The sequence below is a fragment of the Pseudoalteromonas sp. AS71 genome (assembly GCF_038900275.1).
Classification (GTDB): domain Bacteria; phylum Pseudomonadota; class Gammaproteobacteria; order Enterobacterales; family Alteromonadaceae; genus Pseudoalteromonas.
In genome coordinates this window covers 157,843-170,644 of sequence record NZ_JBBMQZ010000004.1, presented here as the reverse complement: position 1 = coordinate 170,644, position 12,802 = coordinate 157,843, and the positions used below count along the sequence as shown (strand labels likewise).

At 40.7% G+C, this 12,802-nt stretch carries 9 protein-coding genes; 6 read left to right on the top strand and 3 right to left on the bottom strand.

All coding sequences use genetic code 11. From position 1 onward, the window contains the following. Nucleotides 1-55 precede the first annotated feature (55 nt). The 5 genes from WNY98_RS04670 to WNY98_RS04650 all read left to right on the top strand — a co-directional run bounded on the left by WNY98_RS04670 (nt 56) and on the right by WNY98_RS04650 (nt 8,282). A complete protein-coding gene (locus WNY98_RS04670; RefSeq protein WP_170071288.1) occupies nt 56-694 on the top strand; it encodes an ATP-binding cassette domain-containing protein in 639 nt (212 codons plus the stop codon). A gap of 42 nt (nt 695-736) precedes the next feature. After that, a complete protein-coding gene (locus tag WNY98_RS04665) occupies nt 737-1,417 on the top strand; it encodes a CDP-alcohol phosphatidyltransferase family protein (RefSeq protein ID WP_182720929.1) in 681 nt (226 codons plus the stop codon). After that, nucleotides 1,410-2,201: a sterol desaturase family protein gene (locus WNY98_RS04660; RefSeq protein WP_342877269.1), complete on the top strand. Its 792-nt coding sequence runs from the start codon at nt 1,410-1,412 to the stop codon at nt 2,199-2,201. The genes WNY98_RS04665 and WNY98_RS04660 overlap by 8 nt, the downstream gene beginning before the upstream one ends. Before the next feature lie 421 nt (nt 2,202-2,622). After that, nucleotides 2,623-5,283 (top strand): family 16 glycosylhydrolase, encoded by a 2,661-nt coding sequence (locus tag WNY98_RS04655; protein ID WP_342877268.1) that lies wholly within the window; start codon nt 2,623-2,625, stop codon nt 5,281-5,283. Between the two features lie 65 nt (nt 5,284-5,348). Then, nucleotides 5,349-8,282 carry a TonB-dependent receptor gene (locus WNY98_RS04650; RefSeq protein WP_076924249.1) on the top strand — a complete coding sequence of 978 codons (2,934 nt, stop codon included), beginning with the start codon at nt 5,349-5,351 and terminating at the stop codon, nt 8,280-8,282. Nucleotides 8,283-8,789: 507 nt separating this feature from the next. On the opposite strand, the gene WNY98_RS04645 is transcribed toward WNY98_RS04650, so the two are convergent. Further along, nucleotides 8,790-9,548, bottom strand: a complete 759-nt coding sequence (locus tag WNY98_RS04645; protein WP_076924250.1) for an SDR family oxidoreductase — start codon at nt 9,546-9,548, stop codon at nt 8,790-8,792. A 130-nt stretch (nt 9,549-9,678) separates the two neighbouring features. On the opposite strand from WNY98_RS04645, the gene WNY98_RS04640 reads away from it, so the two are divergent. Next, nucleotides 9,679-10,581, top strand: coding sequence for a LysR family transcriptional regulator (locus tag WNY98_RS04640; protein ID WP_169060758.1), 903 nt, complete (start codon nt 9,679-9,681; stop codon nt 10,579-10,581). 34 nt (nt 10,582-10,615) lie between these two features. Here the strand turns inward: WNY98_RS04640 and WNY98_RS04635 are convergent, their stop codons facing one another. Both WNY98_RS04635 and WNY98_RS04630 read right to left on the bottom strand, forming a co-directional pair. Beyond that, nucleotides 10,616-12,088 carry a S41 family peptidase gene (locus WNY98_RS04635; protein ID WP_342877267.1) on the bottom strand — a complete coding sequence of 491 codons (1,473 nt, stop codon included), beginning with the start codon at nt 12,086-12,088 and terminating at the stop codon, nt 10,616-10,618. Nucleotides 12,089-12,151: 63 nt separating this feature from the next. Next, nucleotides 12,152-12,706 carry a GNAT family protein gene (locus WNY98_RS04630; protein ID WP_342877266.1) on the bottom strand — a complete coding sequence of 185 codons (555 nt, stop codon included), beginning with the start codon at nt 12,704-12,706 and terminating at the stop codon, nt 12,152-12,154. Nucleotides 12,707-12,802: the final 96 nt, after the last annotated feature.

Below are 12,802 nucleotides of genomic sequence, written 5' to 3'. Positions count from 1 at the left end.
ACGTGCACATATGTAAAGCACCCATGTTTAACACTATCAGGGTTAAGGTTTTTTAATGCAGTCATCGTTACAGATTAAAAATTGTCAGCTTTATCGCCAAAATGAACTGTTACTTAGCTTAAACGAGCAAGTTAATGGCGGTGAAATTCTGACTATTATGGGCCCATCAGGCAGTGGTAAATCAAGCTTATTAAATTGGCTTACGGGTACTTTACCAAGTAGCTTTAAGGCCAATGGAGAGGTGTGGCTTAATGGTCAAAATATCGATAACACCCCTCCACACTTGCGCCATATTGGAGTGCTTTATCAAGACGCTTTATTGTTTTCGCATTTAACTGTTGCTGGTAACATTGCCTTTGCAATGCCCAAAGGTAATAAAAAACAACGCCTTGAAAAAATAGAACACGCACTTGAGAAAGTCGGCCTTAAAGACATGGGCAATCGCCACCCCGACAACCTATCAGGTGGGCAACAAGCCCGTGTTGCATTATTACGTATGCTGCTGAGCGAACCTAAAGCCATTTTACTTGACGAACCCTTTAGCAAACTCGACACCCAACTGCGTGTTGATACACGCGAACTCGTGTTTAGCCAAATACGCGATCATAAGCTACCTGCAATTATGGTTACTCATGATCATAGCGATGCCGACGCTGCAAATGGCAAGCTCATTACGTTAAGTGCAGCTCTTTAATATGGCTTTAATACACAGCTTTAAACGCATAAGGCAACAAACATGCTAGACAAATTTATCACCCCTGTAATTAAGCCACTGTTAACACCTGTGGTTATGCTTATGCATAAACGCGGCATAACCGCCGATCAGCTAACCGTGGTTGGCTTTTTAGTTGGCTTATTAGCCGTGCCATTACTGGCGTTTGAAATGTGGTACGGCGCATTAGTTGCCATTGCTTTAAATCGAATTTTAGATGGACTTGATGGCGCATTAGCACGCTATGCAAACCAAAGTTCAAGCGCAGGTGGCTTTTTAGATATCACACTCGACTTTTTATTTTACGCGGCTATTCCGCTTGGCTTTATTTTGGCAAACCCTGAGCAAAACGCGATAGCGGGATCGTTATTACTTGCTACTTTTATTGGTACGGGTTCAAGCTTTTTAGCTTTTGCGATTGCCGCCGAAAAATTTAAACTCGAAAAACCGCAATTTAAATATAAAAGCTTTTACTACTTAAACGGCTTAACCGAAGGCACTGAAACAATAGCGCTATTTATTGCATTTTGTATTTGGCCGCAGCACTTTGCGGTTATGGCGAGCATTTTTGCTATTGCGTGTGGCATAACTATTTTTACCCGTATACATGGCGGTTATCACACACTTAAGCAACAAGAAGCCGATGCTAACAAAGCAGCTGAAAACGTGCCTAGCAGTTCAAATTCTGAGGTAATAAATGACTAATGAAGTATGGTGGCGACTCGGCTGCTTTTTTAGCATTTTAGTTATAATGATGCTGCTTGAAGCGCAAAAACCAGCGCGTAAATCACCAATAAAAAGCAGTACACGTTGGTTTGCTAACTTTGGGTTAGTGTTTGCTTCATCAGTTGTTGCGCGCTTAGTGGTTCCCATTGGGCTAACCGCCGTAGCACTTTACAATCAAGAGCACGGCATAGGCTTATTTAATCATATAGCTCTACCAAGCAGTTTAATTATTATATTGAGCATACTTTTACTCGATATATTAATTTATTGGCAACATAGGTTATTTCATAACGTGCCTATTTTATGGCGCTTGCACCGTGTACATCACGCCGATGCACACGTAGATACCAGTACAGGGCTGCGCTTTCACCCTATCGAAATTGTACTGAGCATACTTATAAAACTCATTGCAATAACTGCTCTTGGCGTACCTGCCATTGCGGTACTTATTTTTGAAATAGCACTTAATGGTTTAGCATTATTTAATCATGCAAATATACGCCTACCTAATGCCATTGAAAAGCCGCTGCGTTTAATACTAATGACGCAAATATTGCATCGAATTCATCATAGCCAAGTGGTTAGCGAAACTAACTCAAACTATGGTTTTAGTGTAATTTGGTGGGATAAATTATTTGGTAGTTACAAAGGTAAAGCTAAAAAAACCGACGCAGATATAAATATTGGCTTAAAAGAATACCCAAGCCAAAAGCAAAATGCGTCGCTTTTGGGGTTACTTATAATGCCTTTTAAAAACAAGTAAAAACCAGCATATTTTATCTCAGACAATACCAATCCACTTAAAATTGCTTTTATGTAGATTGGTATAAACAAAATACTCCTTAAATACTATAAATATACCTGTAACTAACCTTTTAATTGTTAAGTCCTTTCCTACTTTTTTGACGTAAAAAATATTCCGCTCACGCTCCCATCAAAAAACACAAACAACATAACTAATTGTATAAACTGCAATTTATATACAATCTAAAATTGGTAAACTGGTCTTACCGTAAACTAATTGTAAATAAAATAAACAAATATGTTGACCATTTGCGTACTCCACAATATCATTTGTAAGCGCTTACAAAACACATATCAAAATGTAAGCGCTTACAGCATGAAAAAACAAAGCTCAAAAATCAATTAATCTGACAATAATCTGTTGAAACCGGGGTTCAGTTATGAACATTGAAACAACGCACATTACACGTTTACTTGCCGCTATCTCTTTAGTTACGTTAGCTGGCTGTGGTGGCGACTCTGCCACTAAATCAAATTTTGAAAATGTAGATGCCTCTGAGCCAGTTTCAGATTGGCAAATGGTTTGGAGCGACGAGTTTGAAGGCTCAGCCATTGATACAAACAAATGGAACTATGAATTAAACTGCGATGGCGGTGGTAACAACGAGAAACAGTGTTACACCGACAGCGAGCAAAATGCATTTATTGCAGACGGTGTGTTAAACATTGTTGCCCTACCCGCTGAGGAAGGTGCAGAAAAACCTTACACTTCAGCACGCTTAAATACGCGTTATAACGCCGACTTTACGTATGGCCGTTTTGAAGTGCGCGCCAAACTTCCATCAGGACAAGGTAGCTGGCCAGCATTTTGGATGCTACCAACTGATGAGGTTTACGGCACTTGGCCTCGTTCTGGTGAAATAGATGTTTTAGAATCAGTAAACCTCAAAACACCAGATGAAGACGGCGGTATAGAGTCTAGTATCCACGGCACCCTTCATTACGGACGCGCATGGCCAGATAACAGCTATACAGGTAAAGAATTTAAATTCCCTGAAGATACTAATCCTGCTGATGACTTCCACACGTATGCTGTTGAATGGCAAGAAGGTGAAATTCGCTGGTACGTAGACGGTTACCTTTATGCAACTCAGCGTCAATCTGAAGTTCGTACTAATGCAAGTGGCGAGGCTGTAGGTCTAAAACATCGTGGCTGGTTTGCAGAATATTTTGAACAAGGTTCTGGCGAGCTTGAAACTCACTGGGATAGCGCACCATTTGATAAAGACTTTCACTTATTGCTAAACCTAGCAGTAGGTGGTGACTGGCCTGAAAACGTAAATGATTTAGGTGTAGATGCTAGCGCATTTGAAAATAGCCAAACCTTTGCTATTGATTACGTACGTGTTTATCAATGTGCATCAAACCCTGAAACAGGTAAAGGCTGTGAAACTATTCGCCCTGGTTACAATAGCCTAGATGATGCTTTGCTTGAAGGCGATGCACCAATTCCTAGCCCACCTTCGACAGGCATTGCAACACCATTAACTATCTTTGGTGAGTCATTTAATCCAAACTGGCCTGCATGGGATTGTTGTGGTGGTTCTACTCCCGCTATTGTTGCAGATGAAACCCAAGGTGATGTAGTTGAATTTGTAGTAGGTGCAGAACCCACAGTAATGGGCTTTATTAGCCGTGAAATTTTTATTACTGACGAAGCAGGAAAAGCTAGCCCATTTGATGCATCTCCAATGCTGGATGAAGGTTACGTTCGCTTTAAAATGAAAGTAACAAGTGCACCAGGCACAGCTGATGCAGCTTGGCTTGTAAAACTTGAAAGCAATGAAGGTTCTAGCGCAGTAGAAATGCCGATTACAGATAGTCTTGAAGGCGTAAGCCCTGTTGTTGGCCAATGGCAAACTTATACATTTTTACTAAAAGATTTAGATGCTGCAGATTTAGATATTAGCGCAATTGATGTGATCATGGTGTTTCCAGCATGGGGCGCAGGTGAAGGCGCTGTTTATTTAATTGACGATGTTGAGATTACTCAAGATAACTTAGGCGTATCACCTGAGCTTACTATTTTTGAAAATGAGCAAAATCTAGCATGGCCAATGTGGGATTGTTGTGGTGGCTCAACCCCAGTTGAAGCCATGGATGATGAAGAACATGGTCTAACCGCAGAATTTAGCATTGGTGCAGAGCCTACTGTAATGGGCTTTAATAGCCGCACATCGTCAGGTGGCGCAGGCGAATCGTTTGATGCTAGTAGCATTTTAGATGAAGGTGTTATTCAATTTGATTTAAAAGTAACCTCAGCGCCTAGCGATCCAGCTACACCGTGGTTGTTTAAAGTTGAGTCAAATGAAGGTGACTCTGCAGTAGAGCTTGAATTAACGGCAAGTGTTGAAGGCGAAGCACCAGTTACTGGCGAGTGGCAAACATATACATTTAAACTCTCTGATCTTGCAGCTGCAGGCTTAGATGTAAGTACTATAGATGTATTAATGATTTTCCCAGCATGGGGTGCAGGTGAAGGCTCTGTTTATCGTGTAGATAACGTTAAAATTTATAATCCAAATGCAGCGCCAGCTGCAACGGGTGAGCTTACTGTATTTAAAGATGCAGCGGCCGAGCAATGGAGTATTTGGGATTGTTGTGGTGGCTCTACACCAACAACAGAAACCGATGATGACGCGCATGGCGCAGTAGCGCAATTTAGCATTGGTTCTACTGCTACAGTAATGGGCTTTATAGCTGATGAAGACGTATCGTTTGATGCCTCTGCAATACTTGACAATGGTGTAGTTCAATTTGATATGAAACTAGTCTCTGCGCCTTCAAATATTGATGCTCAGTGGCTATTTAAAATTGAATCAATTGGTACATCAAGCGCAGTAGAGCTTGCTTTATCAAGCAGTGTTGAGGGCCAAGCACCTGTAACGGGCGAATGGCAAACATACACCTTCCCTCTTCAGCAATTGTTTGATGCAGGCTTAGACATTAGCGCATTAAACGTAATTATGGTTTTTCCTAGCTGGGACATGGGCGATGGCGCGCTTTACCGTATAGATAACGTGATTATTGCAAATCCATAAAACACACACCAATGGGCGCTTAGCGCCTATTGCTACACAACAACATTTTATAAAGCAGAGCTATTATGAACACATTCAATTTTAAAAAGAGCCAACTTGCGGCTTCTGTGTCTCTCATCATTGCTGCGAGCACATTAAACACAGCTATCGCTGCAGAAGCAGACATATCAGCAAAGCCTGATGTAGAAATTATTGAAGTAAAAGGTATTCGTGGTTCACTTATTCGTTCTATGGATATGAAACGCGACTCTTCGGGTATTGTAGATGCTATCTCGTCTGAAGAAATGGGTAAATTCCCAGATACAAACTTAGCAGAATCATTACAGCGTATTACCGGTGTATCGGTAAGCCGCGCTAACGGTGAAGGTAGCCAAATTACAGTACGTGGTTTTGGCCCTGAGTTTAACTTGATTACCTTAAATGGCCGCCAAATGCCGGGCACAGGTTATACACGCTCGTATAACCTTGAAAACGTTGCCTCTGAAGGCGTAAGTGCGCTTGAAGTGTTTAAAACAGCTCGTGCAGACGTGCCAAGCGGTGGCTTAGGTGCAACGGTTAATATTTCTACTGCGCGACCTTTTCAAAAGCCAGGTCAAAATTTTTCGGCAACTGTTAAAGCAAACCACGACTCGTCGAACGAAGCTGGCGATGACGTAACACCAGAGTTTTCTACTGTTTACAGCAATACCTTTGTAGATGACACTTTTGGTTTCGGTTTTTCATTTTCGCACCAAGAGCGTGACTTTCAAAAACAAAGTGCCAATATTCAAGGCTGGCAGGCAAACGTAGACTTACCTGAATTAGATAGCAGCAACGTAGTTGATAACCGCACAGATTCTGCAGGTAACTACTACTTCCCTAAAGACATGAACTACTCTATTGAAGATGTAGAGCGTGAACGCACAAATGGGCAAGTTACTTTTCAATACGCACCGGTCGATGGCTTTGTAGCAACACTCGATTACACAGCAAGTAAAGCTGTAACTGGCTCTCAAAGCATTGGTTGGGGTATTTGGAACGACTTTGGTAGCAATATAAATGGCTACGAACTAGATGAAAATGGCACTGCAGTATATGCAGACATTAGCGGTAATGACGCGTCATTCACAGCTAATAAAGGCACTACAGAAGTAAAAGCCCGCTCTCTTGGTTTAAACCTAGATTGGGAAATTAGCGACACGTGGCACGTAGAGCTTGATTACCACGACTCTAAAAACGAAACCGATAACGGCGCCGACAACGGGCTGGGAAGTGCAGGCCAAGTAATTTTAGGGTCTGATCAGCTAGCTAATAAAATTTATGATTACCGCACGGGCGAAGTACCTAGTGCACAAGTTAATTGGTTAAATGGCACAAGTGAATTAACGCCTGGCGAAATTGATTCAAACTTTAGTCAGTTTACTCACTCGCCGGGTGAATCAAACATTGAACAATTACAGCTGCACACAACATGGTATAACGAAAGTTATGACATTGGTTTAGTTAAAGTTAAATTTGGCGCATCACGTACAGAACAAAACACAGGTGGTTACACCGCGTGGAGTGGTTTAGTAGGTGGCCCAGGTTTTAACCCATCATATACAGAAATATTCCCAGACGGCATGTTTACCCGTAATGATACATCAGGCCTTTTAGATCAGTTTGATGGCGGCGGCAGTGACTTACAACCTGGTTACTACTATACCTATGACTTTGACGAAGCTGTTGCACGCCAAATTGCTTACTTAACGGCAGATGTAACAGGTGGCGATGCATATGCCGCTAATGCATACGCAGACGGAATAGATAGCGAGAGCTACGTAGAAGAAATCACTAATAGCTTTTATGTTCAATCAAGCTGGGAGTTTGACGTAAGTAACTACTACGTAAAAGTAAATGCAGGCCTACGCTATGAGCAAACAGACGTAACCAGTACTGTACGTCAACGCGTTGAAGATCAAGTTAACTGGATCAGCGCTTCAGAGTGGATCATGCAATACGCTGCGGGCGGCGATGATAACTTCTTAGAACAACAAGGTGATTACGATGTTTTACTACCTTCAATCGACGTAAGTGTTGATTTAACTGAAGACGTAGTAGCTCGCGTATCTTGGGGTAAAACAATGTCGCGTGCACCACTAGGTAATTTAGCCGGTGGCCGTAGTTTAACAGGCAGCCCAAAACCGGGTTCTCGTACAGGTAGCCAAGGTAATACAAACTTATTGCCGTTTGAATCAACAAACCTTGATTTATCACTTGAGTATTACTACGCAGAAGGTAGCTACGCGTCTGTTGGTTACTTTAAAAAAGATGTTGATAACTTTATTCAAACCACCATTACGCAAACCACTATTGATGGCTTGCACGATATTTTAAACGGCCCTCGTTACTTACAAGCCGTAAGCGATATTGAATCACGTGGTGAGCAAGCAACAACCGACGCTATTTTTGCACAAATGATTGCCAGCGGTTACGGCAATGCAAATGGCGTTATTGAACCAAACAGCGACGATCCGCTAATTACATGGAATATTAGCCAGCCACAAAACACCGACAGTAAATCGGTAGATGGTTTTGAAGTTGCAGTTCAGCACTTAATTGGCGAAACCGGTTTTGGTATTGGTGTTAACGCAACATTTGTAGATGGCGACGTAGAATTTGATAGCGAAAGCCTTGATCAACAAGCACCGCTTACAGGCTTAAGTGACTCAGCTAACTTCCAAGGCTTTTACGAAAAAGACGGCCTATCAGTTAAAATTACTTATGCATGGCGCGACTCGTACCTAATTGGTGTTGGCCAAGCGCAAGGTTCAGCTGATGCGCCTCCGCAATATGCTAAAGCGTATGGCCAATGGGATATGAGCGTTAACTACGATGTAAACGAAAACGTAACGGTATTTTTTGATGGCATAAACTTAAATAATGCCACCGAAGAAGGTTACGGACGTTACGAAGAGCAATTCTTATTTGCTAATCAATACGGTCCTCGTTACTCAATTGGTGCTCGTTACACGTTCTAACTAAATTTCCTTTAGTAAAAAATGCAAAAAACCGCTCACTGAGCGGTTTTTTATTGTCTAAAGTTATAATTTTTTAATAAATGGTACCAATCTGTTTATATAGGATCTATTTAACGTTAAGAAAATTACGCTAGAACTAGACAAAAATTTTTGTACCTAGGGTCTGTTGATCTTTGCGGATTAAAATTTGTTCAAACTAGGGGCTATTTAATCGCGGCGCGAGGTTTGTAACCTAGTGGGCTAAGTAAAAACCGAGCAACAAAGAGTAAATAGCCCCTAGAAAGAACCCTTTGGGCAGCGCCTGTTTGGCATTAATGCTACGTTATCGCCATTTATGGGGAATAACCACACTACATAGGCTCTGCCTTGCCTAAATACCAAACAGACTGCTGCAAATTTAACCTTGAAAGATCAACAGACCCTAGTTGTTCTAAATAAAAATTTCAGCGACGTTATAGTGCAATTTAATTCACTAAATTGCTCAAAGATTCATGCCGGTTGGTATGATTACATATACATACCGCCCGATACCTCAAGTCGTTGGCCTGTCATCCAACGGTTTTCGTCCGCTAATAAGTTAGCAATCATAGGCCCTATATCATCTGTTACACCAACTCTGCCCATTGCCGTTTGTGATGTAATAAACGCATTTACTTCATCGTTATCACGAACGACGCCATTACCAAAGTCGGTTTCAATTGCACCAGGGGCTACAACATTTACCGCAATATTTTTAGGTGCAAGTTCTTGAGCTAAATACCTTGTCATTACTTCTATTGCACCTTTGGTCATTGCATAAGTAATATGACCGGGTAATGAAAAACGCGTTAAACCACTTGATAAATTAATAATACGACCACCGTTTTTTATAAAGGGTAACAACGTTTGGGTAACAAAAAATACTCCCCTTAAGTTAATATTTACTAACGTATCAAAAGTTGATTCACTTGTGTCTGCAAAACTGCTAGTAAGCCCCACCCCTGCATTATTAATTAAGTAATCAAACTCACTTTGTTGCCAATGAGTCTGCAGGACATTTTGTAGTTGCTGTGCAAAATCCTCAAAGCCGAGCATATCACTTACATCTAATTGCAATGCAACCGCTTTAGAGCCTAGATCCTGTACTTGCTTTACAACCTCTTTTGCTTCTTTTTCATGACTACGGTAAGTAAAAATGCAATCGATACTTTGTTTTGCAAGGCAAAGCACCGTGCTTTTACCAAGCCCACGATTACCACCGGTGATCACTGCAATTCGTTTGTTCATTGTTATATCCTGTTGAAAATAAAAGCGGGGAGTTAAATAACTTCCAAGCCAGTATATTTTTTCAAGCAACAAAGATAAACAGGCTGAAAAGAGTTACACTGTTCAAAATAAACGAACAATAAACGGTATTATGAAAGACCTAAACGCAATACGTATTTTTATTAAAGTAGCGCAACTCAGTAGTTTTTCTAAAGCAGCAACAAGCTTAAATCTTCCTAAGTCAAGTGTATCGCAAGCAGTAACCATGCTCGAAAGTACATTAAATACGCGTTTATTACACCGTACTACACGCACTGTAAATATGACTTCAGACGGTGAGCTATTTTATCAACGTGCACTGGGAATTATCAGTGACGCTGACGATTTAAAAAATTTATTTGTAACTGAGGATAAAGGTTTAACAGGCAGAATACGTGTAGATATGCCACAAGCTGTTAGTCGAGATACCATAATTCCAAACTTAAGTTCGTTTTTAAAAATGCACCCAAATCTTGAAATAGAACTTGGCAGCTCCGATAGACGAGTAGATGTCATTAAAGAAGGATTTGATTGCGTAGTAAGAGTGGGCGAACTTACCGACTCATCGTTAATTGCTCGGCGATTAGGAAGCTTTAAAGTTTTAAATTGCGTAAGCCGTTATTATGTAAAAAATCATGGTTTACCTAAAACTCTAAAAGATTTAAAAAATCATTACATTGTTCGCTACAGTCAAACACTTGGTATCCCTGATCCGGGTTTCGAATATTTAGATAGCAATAATCAATTGCAATCAATGACGATGAAAAGCCAGCTTACTGTTAACTCCTCAGAGGCATATTTAAGCGCCGCACTAAATGGCTTTGGGCTTATTCAAACCCCTATTCATGGTATTAGTAAACATTTGGAATCTGCCGAACTTGTCCAAGTTTTGCCTCAATACGCTATGCCCGACCTACCAATCAATATTTTATACCCGAATAGGCGTCACTTACCTAAACGAGTAAGTGCATTTATGCTTTGGCTTGAAGAACAATTGAGTGTATTTACAAAGTAATAACCTAGTTGCTCGCTTGAGTTGCTAATACAAGTTACAGATTTTTAATCTGCTCAAGCAATACATTAGTTGTCCAATCAATGCCGTTATACGCAATATCTGGCTTGTAGTAAGCCCCTGCTCCTCGCGCTCTGTTTACGTATACTTTGTTAGGTACAATCACTTTCCCCAACCCTGAAGGTAAATCAGCTAAGCGTACCTCCATATACATAGAATCAGCACTGCTTGGCGCACCGAATAACGTTGTATTTTCAAAAAGCTTAAACTTATCAAGCGCATCTAAACAAGCACTGGCACACTGCGGCGGAACAATAACAAACACCTTGGTTTTAAAGTCAGTAGTTAAAGGATTTTGTGGCATATTATTTAGCGTATTAGTTTCTTGTTCTACATAAAATGGGGCATCATTTTTAAGTGATAAAGCCATACCAGCTGCTACGGTTTTAACTATTTTCAATAATTCAGGCTGATCTTTTACAATCTCTAATAAAGACACTACATGGTCGGTATTATCTTTTGATGCTCTCCACCACACTTGCGTGTTTTGAGATTTATCATTTGCTTTTTGTTCTACTACCTTTTCACCCCATAATTCTTTGGCTATTTGTGAGCTCCAATAAGATGAGCCACCTTGGTTATGACGCAAATCTAATACCACGGCTTTTGCAGTAAGTAACTTGCTACGCTGCTGTTTTATTTTTTCAAACACTTTATTGTAGGCAGCAGTTTGTTTATCGGTTGATGAAAAGCTAGGCATAGCAATCCAAGCAATGTTTTTTTCAGGCCAGGTTAAATCAATGGGGAGTTCATCACCGTTGTAGGCATTTTCTAAATGCTTACTGACTGACTTAGGCCTTACAGACCAATTTAATACGTGTGTATAGGTATCGCTATTGGCTTTAACAAATTCGCATTCTTTTAAAGGAGTTAAAAATGGATTGCCCTCGTCAATGAGTAACCGCCAACCTTGCTGCCACCAATGGCCAGGTTGTGCAACTTCACCATGAAACTTAAACACTCTCTCACGTATTAAGGTCTCGGTGCTTTGCCCATCACATTGGCTTACAACGTCGCCTTTGCTAATATTTTTGTTTTCACTGTAATACACTTTTAGCGCATCACCTCGCCATACAGTTCTAAAGCCCGGCCAGCGGCGCGCGGGTCTATCTACACTTGAAAACGCACCAGCGTGACCATCTTGTAAAATAGTGCTAAAGCGCGCAATTGCCGCTACATGCGCCTGCGGCCCACTCGCTTGAGCCGACAATGTAAGTGCCTCCGCTTTTGCTTGATTTAATAAATCAGGGAAAGTTGGGTTATTACTATCAAACATACCAGGGTGATTATGTGCGGTAATACTATAAGCCGCGTTAATATCGCGATCTGTTATGCTGCGCCACTGCTCTGGCGTGGCTGGTAATGCTTGGTTTTTAGCTGCATTAACAATAGGTGATATTAGAAAAGCAGCGAGTAATACATAGTTGGTTGTTGTTTTTTTTATAGTCATAAAAATCCATTTAATTATTTACCAAAATAGAGCTGCGGTAGGAGTAACTTCTATACTTTGTAATTATTGTTTAAATTCAGGCTTTAATAACCCATAGCACCTCAAGTCATGAAACTCATTTTTCCAGTAACCACTTGCACGGCGAATACCTTCTTCTTTGAAGCCTAGCTTTTTCAAGACCGACTCTGAGGCAAGATTACCAATCATAGTATCTCCTTGAATTCGATATAGTTCACCGAATAGAAGTTGACTTGAGAATGCAGCATTAATAACCTCATGTAATGCTTCAGAGGCAAACCCACACCCCCAATACTCAGAAGCTATTTCGTACCCTATGCTGGCATTTTTCATCTTTTGGTTCCATGTATTAAAGCCGCAAGTGCCAATTAACTTACCTGTAGCCTTTAGACGAATAGCCCATCGAATACCAATATTCTCAGTGAAGCGAGCATTGAAAAAATCAATTAATTTAGCTGATTGAGCTTCTGACTTATAAGCCTCTATATCGTAAAATTTAACAACTTCTGCATCTGAATAGATATTTAGAAGTGCTTCACTATCGCTTGCTGATAAGCTAGTAAGTATCAGACGTGCTGTTTCTAGCTCTGGGAAATTCACTTAAGCTCTCCATGCCATAACCGAGTTTACAAAAACACCCGCGTTAAATTCATTCTATTTGTGCACAAACCATAGCTGAGTTCCTATTTTGGTTCA

Bases quoted from the DNA above. Each gene is read 5' to 3' on its own strand.
- WNY98_RS04670 (WP_170071288.1), top strand. From the start codon at position 56: ATGCAGTCATCGTTACAGATTAAAAATTGTCAGCTTTATCGCCAAAAT.
- WNY98_RS04665 (WP_182720929.1), top strand. From the start codon at position 737: ATGCTAGACAAATTTATCACCCCTGTAATTAAGCCACTGTTAACACCT.
- WNY98_RS04660 (WP_342877269.1), top strand. From the start codon at position 1,410: ATGACTAATGAAGTATGGTGGCGACTCGGCTGCTTTTTTAGCATTTTA.
- WNY98_RS04655 (WP_342877268.1), top strand. From the start codon at position 2,623: ATGAACATTGAAACAACGCACATTACACGTTTACTTGCCGCTATCTCT.
- WNY98_RS04650 (WP_076924249.1), top strand. From the start codon at position 5,349: ATGAACACATTCAATTTTAAAAAGAGCCAACTTGCGGCTTCTGTGTCT.
- WNY98_RS04645 (WP_076924250.1), bottom strand. From the start codon at position 9,548: ATGAACAAACGAATTGCAGTGATCACCGGTGGTAATCGTGGGCTTGGT.
- WNY98_RS04640 (WP_169060758.1), top strand. From the start codon at position 9,679: ATGAAAGACCTAAACGCAATACGTATTTTTATTAAAGTAGCGCAACTC.
- WNY98_RS04635 (WP_342877267.1), bottom strand. From the start codon at position 12,088: ATGACTATAAAAAAAACAACAACCAACTATGTATTACTCGCTGCTTTT.